Source organism: Streptomyces aquilus (assembly GCF_003955715.1).
GTDB classification, from domain to species: Bacteria; Actinomycetota; Actinomycetes; order Streptomycetales; family Streptomycetaceae; genus Streptomyces; species Streptomyces aquilus.
Genome location: NZ_CP034463.1, coordinates 6,910,515 through 6,926,407, shown reverse-complemented (window position 1 = coordinate 6,926,407; position 15,893 = coordinate 6,910,515). Strand labels below are relative to the sequence as shown.

Genomic DNA, 15,893 nt, shown 5'->3' with positions numbered 1-15,893 from the left:
AGGAGCACCCGTGGGAGATCCGCACCCAGAACCCACCGCCGCGAACCGGCCCTCACCGCATCCCGAACCCCACGCGCCCGCCGGGAACGGGCACTCACCGCATCCCGAACTCCACTCGACCGCCCGGAACGGGCACTCACCGCATCCCAAACTCCACGCCACCACCCTCACCCGCACCTTCGGCCGCCCGCCGCGCACGGTCGACGCCCTCGGCCCTCTGGACCTCACCGTGGCCCCCGGCGAGTTCGTCTGCCTGGTCGGCCCCTCGGGCTGCGGCAAGTCGACGCTGCTGCGCATCGCCGCGGGCCTGCTGCGCCCGAGCACGGGCACCCTGGAGATCCGCACCTCCACGCCCCGCCCGGCCGCCATGATCTTCCAGGACTACGGCATCTACGACTGGAAGACGGTCCGCGCCAACGTCCGCTTCGGCCTCGACGTCCAACGCGTCCCGCGCCGGGAGGCGAACGCCCGCGCCGACTCCTGGCTGGCCCGCCTGGGCCTGGCCGACTTCGCCGACGCCTACCCGGCCACGCTGTCGGGCGGCATGCGGCAGCGCGTGGCGATCGCCAGGGCGCTGGCCGTGGAGCCCGAACTGCTGCTGATGGACGAGCCGTTCGCGGCCCTCGACGCCCAACTCCGCGTCATCCTCCAGGACGAGCTGCTGGAGCTCACCCAAGCGCTGCGCACGACCACCCTGTTCATCACGCACAGCCTGGAGGAGGCGATCGTCCTCGGCGACCGCGTCCTGGTCATGTCCGCCCGCCCGGGCCGCGTCATCGCCGAGCACCGCCCGCCGTTCCCCCGCCCGCGCACCGGCGACATCCGCGACACCCCCGACTTCACGTCCCTGAAGAGCGAGTTGTGGGACCTGCTGCGCAAGGAGGCGGTTCCGGCATGACGACGCTCGCCCCCGACCGTGAGTCGGTACTCGTCCGGGCCCCGGGCCCGCGGGAGCTCCATCCCGTACGAACCCACCGCCGCCGCAGGGCCGTGGAACTGTCCCTGGCGGCGGCCGTCCCCCTCGCCCTCGTCCTCCTGTGGCAACTGGCCGCGGACCAGGCCTGGATCGACGCCCGCGTGTACCCGGCCCCGTCCACGATCTTCGCGGACGGCTGGGACCGGGCGGCGGCGGGCGACCTGTGGCCGGACGTGTGGGCCACCCTGAAACGCGTCCTCGCCGGCTACGCGCTGGGCACGGCGGCGGGCTATCTGCTGGGCCTCCTGATGGGCTCCCTCTCCCTGGTCCGGGCGGCCCTCGAACCCCTCCTGGACGCCCTGTACGTGGTCCCGAAACTCGCCCTGCTCCCGGTCTTCCTGAACATGTTCGGCCTCGGCGAGGGCCCGCAGGTCGCCCTGGTGGCGACGACCGTCTTCTTCTTCGTGTGGATCTCGACGATGTCCGCGGTCATGGCGATCCCCTCCGGCCACCGCGACGCCGGCCAGGTCTTCGGCGCCTCCCCCTGGCAGATGTTCCGCCATGTCCTGCTCCCCGCCTCGCTCCCGGCCGTCCTGGTGGGCGCGCGGATCGCGGCGGGCGTGGCGGTCCTGGTGATCGTCGCCTCGGAGCAGATCGCGGCGACGAACGGCCTGGGCCATCTGATCTTCGACTCACGGGCGCTGTTCCAGAACGACGTGATGTTCGTGGGCATCGTGTGCGTGGCCGTGCTCGGTGTCGTCTTCTCCGAACTGGTACGGGTGGTGGGCCGGTTGCTCACCCCCTGGGCGCCGCGCGACCGAGGACGGGGGCAGTCATGAGGAAGCACACCTGCGCGCTGGCCGCCGCGACTGCCGTACTCCTGACGGTGTCCGCCTGCGGCGGATCGCCGTACGACTCCGACACGCAGCCGAAGACCAACGCGGGCGACCGCACGATCAGCCCGGTGGAGGGCTGCGGTGACACGGCGTGGACGGACCCCGCCGACCTCTCCCCGACCCGGGAACCGGCCCGCTGCCAGCAGGGCGCGCCGCCCGCACAGCCGCTGGCCGAGCCGCGCAAGGTGACCATCGCGACGGGCACGCTGAGCGCGGAGTACGTGGCGCCGCTGCAAGTGGCCCTCGACAAGGGCGAGTTCAAGAAGGAGGGCCTGGACGTCACCCTGAAGGTCCTCCCCACGCCGGACGCGCTCCCGCTGCTCGCCAAGGGCGACATCGACGCGGTCTGGGCGGCGCCCGAGGCGGCCGTGATGAACGGCATCCGGGGCGGCTTCGACATCAAGTGGGTCGCGGGGAACTTCTCACCCGACCCGGAGTCCAAGAGCGGCCTGTGGGTCCGCCTGAAGGACGGCGAGACAGCGAGCACCGTATCCATGGCGGGCCGCAAGCTCGGCACGATGATCGGCAAGGGTTCCGTCATCGCGTACCCCATGGAGAAGGCCCTGGAGCGGCACGGCGGCGCCCTCGACAAGATCACCTACCAGCAGCTCGGCTCCGCCGACGTCCTCACCGCCCTCCAGAACGGCGGCGTCGACTCCGCCTGGCTCCTCGACCCGGTGTGGCGCAAGGTCGACGACAAGCCCGGCTACGCCTTCCTCGGCGGCCAGCCCGCGGGCGAGCCCCTGGGCGGCATGCTCTACGGCCGCAGCCTGCTCCAGGACGACGTGGACGCGGGGGTGGCGGTGCTGCGGGCGTACATCCGCACGGTGAACTCGTACTTCGCCACGGACTACAAGCACGACGAGGCGTTCGTCACATACCTGGCGAAGCTCCTGAAGACGGACCGCGCAATCCTGGAATCCACCCCGCCCCTCCGCATGGACTGGGAGATCCGCAAGGGCACGACGGACCGGCTACAGGCGGCGTACCGGGCCCAGGGCGTGCTGGAGGGCGAGGCGCTGCCCGAGTCGCGGACGGTGGACCGGTCCCTGTACGAAGAAGCGGTGGGCCACACCCCGTGAAATACACCGAGGGCCGGAACCCTTTCGGATTCCGGCCCTCGGCCTTCAGTAGCGGGGACAGGATTTGAACCTGCGACCTCTGGGTTATGAGCCCAGCGAGCTACCGAGCTGCTCCACCCCGCGTCGATGAACTGAACACTACGTCAAGGAAGAGAGCAGAGGCAAATCAGTACCCTGCCGCCCCAGCCTGCCCAGCTGCGGGCAGTCGTGCCGCCGGGCGGCACGGGTGGGCGCAGCGGCACCCCGCAAGCCCGGGCGGCAGCCACCGCACCGCACGGTCACGCAGACAGCTCCTCCCGCAGAGCGTCCCGCAATCTAGCCGCCCGCTCGGCAACCTCCCCCGGCCCCAGCGACACGGCCCGGTCAGCCCACCGCTGCCCCTCCGCCAGCTCGCCCCGACGCGCGTAGACCAGGGCCAACCGCAACGCCGCCCGCCCGTGCCCGGCGTCAGCGGCCCGGGTCCACCACACGGCGGCCTCCGGCTCGCTCCCCTCCCGGGCCAGCAGCAGCCCCAGATTGAACGCCCCGTTGCGCGAGCCGGCCTCCGCCGCCTCCCGGTACCACCGCGCCGCCTCCACGACATCGCCCCGGGCCGCCGCGAGCATCCCCACCCGCACCTGCGCCCGCCGATGCCCCTGAGAGGCCGCCCGCTCGTACCACTCCTCGCACTCGCTCTTGGTCAGGTGCACGGACTCCCCCAGCTCGTGGGCCGGCGCGGGCGGCCGCCGCGCGTCCAGCACGGTCGCCAGCCGGTACGCCGCCTCCGCGCTGCCGCCGCCCGCGGCGCAGCGCAGATGCCGCTCGGCCTCCGGCTCGTCCCCGTCCCACAGCCGGGCGATCCCGACCTGGAGCGCGGCCTCGGTGTGCCCGGCGGCGGCGGCCCGCTCGTACCACCGCAGCGCCACCGCCTCCTCGCCCCGCCCGGCGAAGAGGATGCCGAGGTTGAACGCGGCGTCCACGCTCCCGGCCTCGGCCGCCTTGGAGAACCACGGCTCGGCCCCGGTCGCGTCCCCGACCTGGAGCAGCAGGATCGCGAGCGCGTTCGCCGCCTCGCGGTGCCCGGCGTACGCGGCCCGCCGGTACCACTGCTCGGCCTGCGCGGTCCGCCCCTGCTCGGCGCAGAGCAGCCCGAGGTTGTACGCGCCGTTCACGTCCCCGGCGTCCATCGCGGCGCGGTACCAGCGCTCGGCGGTCTGCGTCTCGCCCCGCTCGGCGTGCAGCGCGCCCAGCGCGTTGGCGGCGTTGCCGTCGCCGTCCTGCGCGGCCCGCAGCCACCACACGGCGGCGCTCTCGGTGTCCCCGGCGTCGCGCAGCAGGAACCCGAGCGCGCAGGCGGCCCGGGCCTCGCCGTCCTTGGCGGAGGTCAGGTACCAGCGCCCGGCCTCCTTGAGCTCGCCGCGCTTCTCCAGGATCGCGCCGAGGTACAGCGCGGCCCGCTGGTGTCCGCGGGCGGCGGCCTGCCGGTACCACTGCTCGGCCTCCGCGGCCTGCGCGACACCGTTGTCAGCCCCGTCGTCGCCCTCGTCCGTCGCCTGTCGATCGAGCGCGCGCGCGAGCCGGTACGCCGCCTCGCGGTGCCCCCGCTCGGCCGCGGCCCGCATCCACCGGTCGGCTCCGGCGTCCCCGCGGTGCTCCAGCAGGTCGGCGAGCGCGTACGCGCCCAGCGCGTGGCCCTGTTCGGCGGACTGCCGCAGCCAGTACTCGGCGGCGGGTTCGTCGCCCCGCTCGCGATGGTGGCGGCCGAGCGCGTGCGCGGCCGCGGCGGAGCCGGCGACGGCGGCGATCCGCCACCAGCCGGCCGCTTCGTCGGCGTAGCCACGCTGATGGAGAAGGACACCCAGGTTGTTGGCGGCGGCGCGGTCACCGGCTGCGGTGGCGGCACGCAGTTGGGGTTCGGCTCCGTCGAGATCACCGCGGCGCAGCAGCATGGCCCCGAGGACGCTCATCGCCTCGACGTCGCCGGCTTCGGCGGCGAGTCGCTGACGTACTTCCTCAGCAGCCTCTTCAGCGCCCTCGACCGCCCCGTCACGGCCGGAGGGCTGCACAAATCGCCCTGTCTCGTACAGAGTTGCCTTGTCCCCCATAACATCCATCGTCGCACCACCTGCAACCTGGGTACACCTGGTATACCGCAGCCAGTGAGGTCACTTCAGCGTTTTGTCGACATGCCCACAGAGAGACAAGTCAAACACAGTTCCCCCAACTCCCCACGGCGGCACGTCCATCACTTCCTCCGGCACACGCGTTCGTAGACCGTTCGCACATCACGAAGGCCCGGATCCTTGATCAGGATCCGGGCCTTCGTTTCAGTAGCGGGGACAGGATTTGAACCTGCGACCTCTGGGTTATGAGCCCAGCGAGCTACCGAGCTGCTCCACCCCGCGCCGTTGTGCTGCAACCGTATCACGGCGCGGGGGCGGCCATTCGATCAGCTGTTGATCAGCCGCTGGGACTGCTGCTCGGACTCGGACTGGAGCTCGGCTTGGAACTCGGCTTGGAACTCGGACTCGCGCTGGGCTTCGGGGTGGTCTTGTCCGCCTTGGACTGCGCGTCTTCAGCCCGCTGGAGTGCGTCCTCCAGATCCTTCTGCGCCACGCCGTACGCCTCCCAGTCGCCCTTCTTCAGGGCTTCCTGGCCGGCCTCGAAGGCCTTCTGGGCGTCGTCCAGCGCCTGTTGGACCGTCGGGTTGCCGGATGTGGGCGGCTTCGTGGTGCCCCCGCCGTCGTCCTCCGGTGGCGAGGTGGTCCCGCCCTCGGCTCCGAAGACCTTGTTGAGCGCCTGGTCGAGGGTGTCCTCGAAGGCGGTGTTGCCTCCGTAGGTCACCAACACCTTGCGCAGCAGCGGGTACTTCAGTCCACCACCGCGTACGTAGACCGGCTCCACGTAGAGCAGTCCTCCGTCGAGCGGCACCGTCAGCAGGTTGCCGTACTCCACCTTGGAGTCGCCTCTGTTGAGGAGGCTGATGGTCTCGGCGATGTTCTGCTCGGAGTTGAACTGGCTCTGTACCTGTTTGGGTCCCTGGACGGTGGTGTTCGTCGGCAGTTTCAGGATTCTGATCTTGCCGTAGTCGCTGGTGCCCGCCTCGGCGTCGACCGCCATGAACGCGCTGAGGTTGTCCCGGCCGTTGGGCGTGAACGTCGTCGTGAGCGAGAACGCCTGCGCCTTCTGGTCGGGCATCTTCATGCTCAGGTAGTACGGCGGCACCGCGTCGCCCGAGGTGTTGGTCGGGTCGTCCGGCACCTGCCAGACCTCGGAGCCGGACAGGAACGTCGTCGCGTCCTTCACGTGGTACCGGCTGAGCAGCTCGCGCTGGACCTTGAACAGGTCCTGCGGGTAGCGCAGATGGGCCATGAGCGACTGCGAGATCTCGCTCTTGTCCTTCACCGTGCCCGGGAACGCCTTCATCCAGGTCTTCAGGACCGGGTCCTTGGTGTCCCACTGGTAGAGCTTGACCTGGCCGGTGTACGCGTCGACGGTCGCCTTCACCGAGTTGCGGATGTAGTTGACCTGGTTCTGCTGGGCCACCACCGCGCGCGAGTTGTTCGTCGCGGTCAGCGAGTCGGCCGTGGTGTCACCGAGGGTCGTACGCGAGGAGTACGGGTAGCCGTTCGTCGTCGTGTACGCGTCGACGATCCACTGGATCTTGCCGTCGACGACCGCCGGGTAGGCGTCGCCGTCGATGGTCAGCCAGGGGGCGACCGCCTCGACGCGCTCCTTCGGCGTGCGGTTGTACAGAATCCGCGAGCCCTCGCCGATCGCGCCGGAGTAGAGGATCTGCGGCTCGCTGAACGCCACCGCGTACGCGGCCCGGTTGATCGGGTTGGAGAGGTTGACCCCGCTCTTGCCGGTGTAGCTGAAGGTCTTCTCGCCGTTGTCGTCGGAGTAGTCGATCTCCTTCTGGGGACCGCCGACGATCGAGTACTCCGTGGTCTTCTCGCCGTAGTAGACGCGCTGCTCGTACGTGCCGAGGTCGCCCTGCGAGGGCAGGTTGGACTCGGTGAAGACCGGGCGGCCCTCGGAGTCGGCGTCGGTGCCCTTGGCGGCGACCACGCCGTAGCCGTGGGTGTAGCGGAAGTGGTCGTTGATCCAGTTGTTCTTCGGAATGCCGTTGAGGTTCAGCTCACGCAGACCGATGACCGTGTCCTGGTCCTTGCCGTCCTTGCTGTAGCGGTCGACGTCCAGGTTGGTCGGGAACGCGTAGTAGTTCCTGATCTGCTGGAGCTGCTGGAACGTCGGGGAGACGACGTTCGGGTCGACGACACGGATGCTGGCCGCGTCGCCGACGTCGTCGCGCAGCTTGGTCTTGTCCTGCGTCTTCGACGTGCCCTCGTACTCGTTGACCTGGGCGTCGTCGATGCCGTAGGCCTCACGGGTCGCCTTGAGGTTCTTCGTGACGTACGGCGCTTCCTTGGCCTGCTCGTTCGGCTGGACCTGGAACTTCTGGACGATGGCCGGGTACAGGCCGCCGATGAGGATCGCGGAGAGCACCATCAGGCCGAAGCCGATGACCGGCAGCTGCCAGGTGCGCCGCCACAGGGTGGCGAAGAACAGCAGGGCGCAGATGACGGCGATGCAGAACAGGATCGTCTTGGCCGGCAGATAGGCGTTGGCGTCGACGTACCTCAGACCCGTCCAGTTGTCGGTCGCCTTGAAGTCGCTGGACTTCACCGCGAGGCCGTACCGGTCAAGCCAGTAGGCCACGGCCTTGAGGGCGACGAAGATGCCGAGCAGCACCGACAGGTGCCCGGTCGCGGCGGCCGTGGCGCGCGCGCCCGGGGAGGTGATCCTCAGCCCGCCGTACAGGTAGTGGGTCAGCGCGGCGGCGATCACGGAAAGGATCGCGGCGGCGAAGCCGAAGCCCAGCAGGAACCGGTACCAGGGGAGGTCGAAGGTGTAGAAGGAGATGTCGAGCTTGAACTGCGGGTCCTTCTCGTGGAAGGACACGCCGTTGACCCACATCAGCCAGGTCCGCCACTGACTGGACGCCGAGGCGCCGGCGATGAGGCCGACCAGGGCGGTGATCCCCAGCAGCAGCCACCTCTTGTACGGCGCGATGCCCATGCGGTAGCGGTCGAGGTTCTGCTGCTCCATCGACATGGCGCTCAGCGGCGGCCGCAGCCGGTGTGCCAGCCAGATGTTGAACCCGACCGCCAGGGCCATGAGCAGCCCGAAGACGAAGAACAGCCCGATCTTGGTCCACAGGGTGGTCGTGAACACGGACGAGTAGTGCACCGACCGGTACCAGAGCCAGTCGGTCCAGAACCCGGCGAACATGGTGAACGCCATGCCGAGCACGGCAAGCACGCCCAGCGTCATGAGCAGGGTCCGGACACGCCGGGACGGGCGGCCCACTCTCATCCGCGGCCCCGTGGGGCCTCCGCCGCGGTCCGGCATCTGGAAAGCCAAGGTGCGCACCTCGAAGTTCGCTGTTGGTCCGTCAGGCCCGCGTGTTCACGGGCCGCACGTGGGCCTCGTGATCGTAGGCCCTCACCTATGCAACTTACTCACGCTTTACTCGGTTCCCGATTCCGGCCATGAACGAGGCAGGATTGTGACCATGTCCAACACCCCCATGGCAGCGAGCCCCCTGACCCGGGCCGTGCTCGAGATCGACGAGTACGTCTCCGGCCTCGGCTGGGACCAGCCCGCTCGCCTCTTCGCCCTCGTAGACACCGCGCGACTGCGAGTCCAGGAACCTGCCCTCGCGGCCCAGCTCGGCCTGGAGGACGAGCAGGAGTCCTCCGGTCTCACCCCGATCGAGCAGGAGGAGATCCCGGCGGGCAAGCCGCTCGACGAGTTCCTCGGCACCATCGCCTGGCCCGACGCGGTGGCCGGCTGCGCCCTGACCGTGGAGCGCCTGATGCTGCCGCCGTCCGCCGAGGCTCAGGTCCCGGAGGGCCTGAGCGACAAGAAGCTCACCCAGTGGGTCGCGAAGCACCCCGACCGCCAGGAGGTCCGGATGACGGTCGCGGTCCTGCGCGACGGCACCCGCGACTCGGCCCTGCGCCTGCGCGAGAAGGACTCCCCGACGGAGGTCCTCACCGGCGGCGCCCTGGTACCGGGCCTGGCGGAGGCACTGTCGGCGACTTTCGAGGACTGAGGTCCTCCGGTACGACGACGAGGGCGCCCCCGGCCGCGGGGGCGCCCTCGTTCACGTACGCGCGCGTGCCGGTGCCGTCAGCCCTTGGTGGTGCATTTGGGGAGGTCGGCGGTGTCTCCGGTGCGGATGTCCTTGAGGGCGCCGAGCGCGTCCTCGATGGTGTGCACCTTGACCAGGGTGAGTCCGCCGGGAGTGTCCTTGGCGGCGGAGGCGCAGTTCTCGGCGGGCGTCAGGAAGTACTGCGCGCCCTTGTTGCGGGCGCCGACGGTCTTCATCTCGATGCCGCCGATGGGGCCGACCTTGCCGTCGTCGTCGATGGTCCCGGTGCCGGCCACGAACTTGCCGCCGGTGAGGCTGCCCGGGGTGAGCTTGTCGTAGATGCCGAGGGAGAACATCAGACCGGCGCTCGGGCCGCCGACGTCGGCGAGCTTGATGTCGATGGTGAACGGGAAGGTGTGGTCGGTCCCGGCGGTGATGCCGACGATGGCCCGCTTCTCGAGCTCGTCGTGGGACTCCTTGGTCGTGATGGTCACGTCCTCGGTCTCCGTCGCCGTCTTGTTCTCCTTCTCCGCGGCGGCCTGCTCCTTGGCGGGCACGATGGTGAAGGTGACCTTCTCGCCGGGCTTGTGCTTGGTGACCAGGTCGGCGACGTCGGTGGGCTGCTTGACGGCGGTTCCGTCGACGGCCTTGATGACGTCACCCGCGTGCAGGACGCCCTCGGACGGGGAGTCCTTGGCGACCGTGGCGACGATCACGAAGGACTTCACCGGGATGTCCAGCTCCTTCAGGGCGGCGACCTTGGCGCTCTCCTGGGACTGGCTGAACTCCTCGGCGTTCTCCTGGGTGGACTGCTCCTCGGTCTTGCCGTCCGGGTAGAGGGTGTCGTGCGGCACGACCTTGTTGTCGTGCGCAAGCCAGCCGTAGACGGCCTCGACGAGGTTCATCTTGTAGTCGGCGCTGGTGACCCGGACGGTGGTCATGTTGAGGTGCCCGCTCGTGGCGTACGTCTTGCGCCCGGAGATCTGAAGCACCGGCTCGCCGTCGTGCTCGCCCAGGGTGTTCACCGTCGGCCCCGGGGACATCTCCGAGTAGGGGACGGGAATGAAGACTCCCGCGCAGAGAAGCGCGATCAGCATCAGGGTGGAGGCGAGCATCGTCGCGGTGCGGCGTGGCATGGAACGACAGTACGGGACGCCCCTGTCAGCGTCCCGTCAGGGCTGCTTCTCCATGGCTCTGCGGAACCGGGCGTACCCGTCCAGCTCGGGCCCGTCGCTGCGCACCTTGCGGGTGCGGTTGGCCCAGCTTCCCCACACACCGGCACCGATCGCAGCCACAAGCGGAATCAGCAACCAGGCGAGTGCCGCCATGCCGACCTCCAACCCCAGATGAGCGACCGCAACTGACTGATCAGCAGATTAACCATCCGCACTGACAACGCTCACGTGCGGGGGGCGGTTACGCAACTGGAGGGAGTGGCAGGTGGGATGAGCGGGGTCAGCGGGCGGGGCGGGTCCGGATCAGCAGGCGCCGACCCGCCCTCCCGTCACCCGACCACCGCCCCTCAACGACGGCGCTACGCGCCGACCCATTCGTCGGTGCCGTCGGCGAACGTCTGGTGCTTCCAGATGGGCACTTCGTGCTTGAGGTCGTCGATCAGCTTCCGGCAGGCCTCGAAGGCCTCACCCCGGTGCGGACAGGAGACCGCGACGACGACGGCGAGGTCCCCCACGGCCAGATCCCCGATCCGGTGCACCGCGGCCAGGGCCCGCACCGGATACTCCGCGACGACCTTCTCCGCGATCCGCCGCATCTCGGCCTCGGCGCTGGGGTGGCAGGAGTACCCGAGCCGGTCGACGTCCGCTCCCCCGTCGTGATTGCGCACGGTTCCCACGAACAGCGCCGTGCCCCCGGCCGCGTCGTCCCCGACAGCCTTGAAGACCTCGTCCAGGGAGAGGGGGGTCTCACGGATGGCGAGGAGCTTGATCGGCTCGTCGGCGGCCTGCTCACCGGGGTGGTCGTAGGTGGTTCCCATGACCCCATCGTGCCTCACGGGCCGGAACAGGGGGAATAGCGCTATCGCCCGGCACGCGCGTGTGCGGCTTTGGAGCCTTCTACAGGGGCCGCCCTCAGATCCGGCGCCGCGCCTTGCGGGCCCGCCGCACCACGGCGGCCGCGCCCAGCAGCGCCACCGTCGCGCCCGCCGCGCCCGCGGCCGTCGCGTCCTTCCGGCCCAGCCGCCGCCCGGCCACCGTGTGCCGTCCGGAGACCTCCTCCAGCAGTTCCGCGAGAACCTCCTCGTTGGTCCACTGCGGCCGCCACCCGGCGTCGTGCAACCGACTCCCGCTGACCACCCAGGGGTACATCGTGTAGGCGAGGTCCCCCGCCGGGGACGGTGTCAGCCCGATCCGGTGCAGCCGGGCAGCCGCACCCAGCGCGACCGCCGACGGCAGCTCCATGCGCCGGATCCCGCTGAGCTCCTCGACCTCCTCCTGCTCCAGCCACCCGTCACAGCTGACGGCGAGCTCGCCCTCGACCTTCTCCAGAACGGCGTACTCCAGAGCGCTGCACAGGTCCTCGACATGGCAGAACTGCCAGGCAGGCCGCGACCCGGCCACGACAAGCAGCCGAGGCGACTCGAAATACCTGGTCAGCGCGGTGTCGGTGCCCCCCACCAGCACGGCCGGCCGCACCACGGTGACATTGAGTCCGGGGTGCGCCCGAGGCGCCCTGCGCGCGAGCCGCTCGATCTCCAGCAGGTCCCCGACGCCGGTCGCCTCCGCGGTCGCCCGCAGCTCGGCGTCCTCCGACAGGGGCAGCTCGTTGTCGTCCAGCGCCCCGTAGACCATGGCGGACGTGCACAGCACGACCCGGTGCACCCCGGCCGCCGCGGCGGCGGTCAGCACGGTCTGCGTCCCCCGCACGTTGTACGCCGTACGGGCGGCCGCGTCCGTCTCCAGGTCCAGGTCCAGCGCCAGATGCACGACCACGTCCGCGCCGCGCAGCTTGTCCGCGATCGCCGGGTCCCGCACGTCGAGGATGTGCCACTGTGCCGCGGCGCACTCGCCGCGCCGCTCGTCGATGGCGATGACCTGCTTGATCTCGTCCGAGGCGGCGAGCCGCTCGGTGAGCAGCGCGCCGATGCCGGCCGCCGCACCGGTCACGGCGACGACGGGCCCGCGTACACCGGGATTGGTTGACTGGTTTCGCGCTGCGCGAACCTGTGGATCAGGGGAACTCACCGGGCGTCTCCAGCGGTTGTCTTCAGTACGAGCGCGAGTGACGCGTACGTACCAGGTGGCATCCATCCTGCCGCAGGCCGCGAGTCGGCGGAGCACCGAGGCCCGAACCGCCGGCGGTGTCTACGCTGGGTGGTGTTATCGGGCAGTCGCGCCGCCGGGACACCGGTGGCCTTACCAGCCGAGGAATCCCGTGAGTGACACCCCATTCGGATTCGGCCTTCCGCCGGAGGAGCCGGAAGACGGCGACGAGGGCAAGAAGAAGGACCAGCAGAGCGGTGGTGGTCAGGGCCCGGCCAACCCGTTCGGTTTCGGCGGGCTGCCCGGAGCCGGTGGCTTCGGTGGCCCCGGCGGTCCTGGTGCCGACAATCCGTTCGCTGCCATGTTCGGTTCGCTGAACCCCAACGACCTGGGCGCCGCGTTCCAGCAGCTGGGCCAGATGCTCTCGTACGAGGGCGGCCCGGTGAACTGGGACATGGCCAAGCAGATCGCCCGCCAGACGGTCGCCCAGGGCACCGCTGACGGCACCAAGGACGCGAGCGTCGGCCCCGCCGAGCGCACCGCGGTCCAGGAGGCCGTCCGCCTGGCCGACCTGTGGCTCGACGACGCCACGTCCCTGCCGTCCGGCGCGGGCTCCGCCGTGGCCTGGTCCCGCGCGGAGTGGGTCGAGGCGACCCTGCCCGCGTGGAAGGAGCTCGTCGACCCGGTCGCCGAGCGTGTCGGCACCGCCATGGGCGACGTCCTGCCGGAGGAGATGCAGGCCATGGCCGGCCCGCTGATCGGCATGATGCGCTCGATGGGCGGCGCCATGTTCGGCACGCAGATCGGGCAGGCCGTCGGCGTGCTCGCGGGCGAGGTCGTCGGCTCGACCGACATCGGCCTGCCGCTCGGCCCGGCCGGCAAGGCCGCGCTGCTGCCGGTGAACGTGGAGGCGTTCGGCAAGGACCTGGGCGTCCCCAAGGACGAGGTGCGGCTGTATCTCGCCCTGCGCGAGGCCGCCCACCAGCGTCTCTTCGCGCATGTGCCGTGGCTGCGCTCGCATCTGTTCGGCGCGGTCGACGGCTACGCGCGCGGGATCAAGGTCGACACCGCCAAGCTGGAGGACGTGGTCGGCCAGTTCGACCCGCAGAACCCCGAGCAGCTTCAGGACGCGTTGCAGCAGGGCATGTTCCAGCCGGAGGACACCCCGGAGCAGAAGGCGGCCCTGGCCCGTCTGGAGACGGCTCTGGCTCTCGTGGAGGGCTGGGTCGACGCGGTGGTCCACGCGGCCGCGAAGCCCCGTCTGTCGTCCGCGGACGCGCTGCGCGAGACGCTGCGCCGCCGTCGCGCCTCCGGCGGCCCGGCCGAGCAGACGTTCGCCACGCTGATCGGCCTGGAGCTGCGCCCGCGCCGGCTGCGGGACGCCTCCCGCCTGTGGGCCTCGCTCACGGACGCGCGCGGTGTCGACGGCCGGGACGGCCTGTGGGCCCACCCGGACATGCTGCCGACCGCCTCCGACCTGGACGACCCGGACGGCTTCGTGCACCGCGAGCAGCTGGACTTCTCCGAGCTGGACAAGATGCTCGGCGAGGCCGCGGAGAAGCCCGACCTGAAGAAGAAGGACGAGGACAAGGGCGACGACACCGAGTGAGCCTGTACGACGACGCGGTCCTCGTGCTGAAGGGCTACGAGGACCAGGCCGACCTGCGCCAGACGTACCTCGACCACCTGGCGTCCCACCCGGACGGCATGTGGAAGGCCTGCGGGGACGGGCACATCACGGCGAGCGCGCTGGTGATCGACCCGTCACGCGGGCGCGTGCTGCTCACCCTTCACAAGAAGTTGCGGATGTGGCTCCAGATGGGCGGCCACTGCGAGCCGGGCGACGCCACGGTGGCCGCCGCGGCGCTGCGCGAGGCGACCGAGGAGTCCGGCATCGAGGGCCTGACGCTGCTGCCGGGCGGCCCGGTCGCGCTGGACCGGCACCCCATCCCGGCGCCCTGCCACTGGCACTTCGACGTCCAGTACGCGGCCCTGGCTCCGGCCGGGGCAGCCGCGGCGATCAGCGACGAGTCCCTGGACCTGCGCTGGTTCGCGTACGACGAGGTGGCGGACGTGGCGGACGACTCCGTCGTACGACTGCTGCAAGGGGCCCTCGCCAGACTGTGAATGTGTAAGGGGCGACCGCCCATGGTGGTCGCCCCTTACTTGTCAGGTTCGGTCAGCTCCAGACGTTGCCCTGGTTCTGAGCGCGGGCCCCCTGCTGCCCCATCCCGTACTGGGCGGCGAGGCCGGACCCGATCTGGGCGTTCTGCGGCGGCAGCAGCTCGCTGGGCTGGACGATCGCGTAACCGCTGCCCATGAAGCTGAGCTCCCAGCCCTCACCGGTGTTGCCGCGGCGCCGCCAGACGCCGGAGGAATGCGTCTGGGCCTGCATCTGGACACGCAGCGAGGTCGACCAGGCGACGATCGCGTCGGCGTCGCAGTTGACGTACTTGTCCGGGGTGACCTGCATCATCAGCGGCATGCCGGAGGTCATGAGGGCGACCTTGCCGCGGCCGGTGATGTTGAGCTGGTACTTCCCGGAGCCGGAGATGCCGTAGAGGCTGTCGACGGCGATGACCTCGTGGTGCAGCGAGGAGTCCATGGCGAGGACGTAGGAGCTGTCGACGGTGAGGCCGTCCTGCTCCACGTCCACCAGGTGCACGTGCTGCTTGAGGTTGGCGAGGTAGACCGTGCCCTGCCCGTGGCAGCGCATGAGGTCCAGGCCCTCGCCGGTGTGCGCACGCGCGCGTCCCTGCTGGTTGGACTGGTACTCGGCGTCGAACTCCATCAGCCCCTGGTAGGCGACCATCGTGCCCTTGCGGGCGAGGATGTCGTCTTGGCCCTCCAGAACGACCCGGAGCATCTGCTTGTTCTGCAGGCTCCAGCGTTCCTGGGTCTGCGAGTCGTTGTGCGCGAAAAGTGAGCTTTGCATGACTTTCTGGCTCCCCCTCAGCCCCGGACCCGGAGACGGTCGGTGCTGTCCTCGCTGGGCTGGACGACGACGATGCCCTGGCCGGAGAAGGCCATCTGGTAGGCCTCGCCGCTGCCCCGGCCGATGAGCGACTGCGCCTTGAAGCTGCGCTTGCCCTTGACCTTGAGGTTCGGCGACCAGGCGACGAGCGCGTCCGGGTCGACGTACGTCTCGTCCTCGCCACCGCCGCAGTCGACGACGATCGGCTTGCCCCGGGAGGTCAGCGCGACCCAGCCCTGCCCGGAGATCTTGGTGTTCCACAGGCCCTGGCCGGCGAACTTGGCCAGCCCCTTGACCCGCTCCACGCCCCACTGGAGGTGCGCGTCGAAGGCGAGCAGGTTGGTGGCGTTGACGGAGATGCCGTCGCCGTTGAGGTTGATGACGACGACATTGGCGCCGTAGTCGGCGAGGTAGAGCAGTCCGTCGCCGGAGCACTTCATCAGGGGCGCGCCCTCGCCGGTCAGCCAGTCCTTGGCGATCTGACGGACGGCGGGCGGGTTGGGCTCGTACTGGACGAAGCCCTCGTAGGCGACCATCGAGCCCACGCGCGCGAAGAGGTCGTTCCCGGTCTGCATGGCGACCTTCAGCATGTGGTTGCCGTGGTTCTCCATGCGGGCGGTGACGGGTGCGGGGGCGAAGCCCGCGAGCGGCTGGTTCATGACGGGCTC

Annotated in this window: 14 protein-coding genes and 2 tRNA genes; 6 read left to right on the top strand and 10 right to left on the bottom strand. The window is 70.3% G+C overall.

The window, feature by feature from the left end; translation table 11 throughout:
* Nucleotides 1-10 precede the first annotated feature (10 nt).
* The 3 genes from EJC51_RS32050 to EJC51_RS32040 are packed head-to-tail and all read left to right on the top strand — an operon-like array spanning nucleotide 11 to nucleotide 2,894.
* Nucleotides 11-898 carry an ABC transporter ATP-binding protein gene (locus tag EJC51_RS32050; protein ID WP_126274255.1) on the top strand — a complete coding sequence of 296 codons (888 nt, stop codon included), beginning with the start codon at nucleotides 11-13 and terminating at the stop codon, nucleotides 896-898.
* On the top strand, nucleotides 895-1,755 hold the full coding sequence (locus EJC51_RS32045) for an ABC transporter permease (RefSeq protein WP_126274254.1): 861 nt from the start codon (nucleotides 895-897) through the stop codon (nucleotides 1,753-1,755). Before EJC51_RS32050 ends, EJC51_RS32045 begins: the two co-directional genes overlap by 4 nt.
* Complete coding sequence (locus EJC51_RS32040; RefSeq protein WP_126274253.1) at nucleotides 1,752-2,894, top strand: ABC transporter substrate-binding protein; 1,143 nt, start codon at nucleotides 1,752-1,754, stop codon at nucleotides 2,892-2,894. The genes EJC51_RS32045 and EJC51_RS32040 overlap by 4 nt, the downstream gene beginning before the upstream one ends.
* 49 nt (nucleotides 2,895-2,943) lie before the next feature.
* Here EJC51_RS32040 and EJC51_RS32035 read toward each other — a convergent pair.
* From EJC51_RS32035 to EJC51_RS32020, 4 genes are all read right to left on the bottom strand, one after another.
* Nucleotides 2,944-3,017: transfer RNA gene (locus EJC51_RS32035), tRNA-Met, on the bottom strand.
* Nucleotides 3,018-3,172: 155 nt separating this feature from the next.
* Nucleotides 3,173-4,987: a TPR domain-containing protein gene (locus EJC51_RS32030; RefSeq protein ID WP_126274252.1), complete on the bottom strand. Its 1,815-nt coding sequence runs from the start codon at nucleotides 4,985-4,987 to the stop codon at nucleotides 3,173-3,175.
* Between the two features lie 217 nt (nucleotides 4,988-5,204).
* Nucleotides 5,205-5,278: transfer RNA gene (locus EJC51_RS32025), tRNA-Met, on the bottom strand.
* 55 nt (nucleotides 5,279-5,333) lie between these two features.
* Nucleotides 5,334-8,288, bottom strand: coding sequence for a UPF0182 family membrane protein (locus tag EJC51_RS32020; protein WP_126277208.1), 2,955 nt, complete (start codon nucleotides 8,286-8,288; stop codon nucleotides 5,334-5,336).
* A gap of 163 nt (nucleotides 8,289-8,451) precedes the next feature.
* Here EJC51_RS32020 and EJC51_RS32015 point away from each other — a divergent pair, with 163 nt between their 5' ends.
* Complete coding sequence (locus EJC51_RS32015) at nucleotides 8,452-8,994, top strand: PPA1309 family protein (RefSeq protein ID WP_126274251.1); 543 nt, start codon at nucleotides 8,452-8,454, stop codon at nucleotides 8,992-8,994.
* Between the two features lie 77 nt (nucleotides 8,995-9,071).
* On the opposite strand, the gene EJC51_RS32010 is transcribed toward EJC51_RS32015, so the two are convergent.
* The 4 genes from EJC51_RS32010 to EJC51_RS32000 form a co-directional block, all read right to left on the bottom strand.
* Nucleotides 9,072-10,169, bottom strand: coding sequence for a YlbL family protein (locus EJC51_RS32010; protein ID WP_126274250.1), 1,098 nt, complete (start codon nucleotides 10,167-10,169; stop codon nucleotides 9,072-9,074).
* A 36-nt stretch (nucleotides 10,170-10,205) separates the two neighbouring features.
* Entirely contained in the window at nucleotides 10,206-10,328 is a 123-nt protein-coding gene (locus EJC51_RS49235) for a hypothetical protein (RefSeq protein WP_279631453.1), read from the bottom strand.
* 239 nt (nucleotides 10,329-10,567) lie between these two features.
* Nucleotides 10,568-11,026: a molybdenum cofactor biosynthesis protein MoaE gene (locus EJC51_RS32005; protein WP_126274249.1), complete on the bottom strand. Its 459-nt coding sequence runs from the start codon at nucleotides 11,024-11,026 to the stop codon at nucleotides 10,568-10,570.
* A gap of 94 nt (nucleotides 11,027-11,120) precedes the next feature.
* Nucleotides 11,121-12,233 carry an SDR family oxidoreductase gene (locus EJC51_RS32000; protein WP_126274248.1) on the bottom strand — a complete coding sequence of 371 codons (1,113 nt, stop codon included), beginning with the start codon at nucleotides 12,231-12,233 and terminating at the stop codon, nucleotides 11,121-11,123.
* Between the two features lie 190 nt (nucleotides 12,234-12,423).
* On the opposite strand from EJC51_RS32000, the gene EJC51_RS31995 reads away from it, so the two are divergent.
* Both EJC51_RS31995 and EJC51_RS31990 read left to right on the top strand, forming a co-directional pair.
* Nucleotides 12,424-13,860: a zinc-dependent metalloprotease gene (locus tag EJC51_RS31995; RefSeq protein ID WP_126274247.1), complete on the top strand. Its 1,437-nt coding sequence runs from the start codon at nucleotides 12,424-12,426 to the stop codon at nucleotides 13,858-13,860.
* A complete protein-coding gene (locus tag EJC51_RS31990; protein WP_126274246.1) occupies nucleotides 13,857-14,378 on the top strand; it encodes an NUDIX hydrolase in 522 nt (173 codons plus the stop codon). The genes EJC51_RS31995 and EJC51_RS31990 overlap by 4 nt, the downstream gene beginning before the upstream one ends.
* Nucleotides 14,379-14,430: 52 nt before the next feature.
* Here the strand turns inward: EJC51_RS31990 and EJC51_RS31985 are convergent, their stop codons facing one another.
* Both EJC51_RS31985 and EJC51_RS31980 read right to left on the bottom strand, forming a co-directional pair.
* Nucleotides 14,431-15,186 carry an AIM24 family protein gene (locus EJC51_RS31985; protein WP_126274245.1) on the bottom strand — a complete coding sequence of 252 codons (756 nt, stop codon included), beginning with the start codon at nucleotides 15,184-15,186 and terminating at the stop codon, nucleotides 14,431-14,433.
* 17 nt (nucleotides 15,187-15,203) lie between these two features.
* Nucleotides 15,204-15,884 carry an AIM24 family protein gene (locus tag EJC51_RS31980; RefSeq protein WP_126274244.1) on the bottom strand — a complete coding sequence of 227 codons (681 nt, stop codon included), beginning with the start codon at nucleotides 15,882-15,884 and terminating at the stop codon, nucleotides 15,204-15,206.
* Between the last annotated feature and the right edge of the window lie 9 nt (nucleotides 15,885-15,893).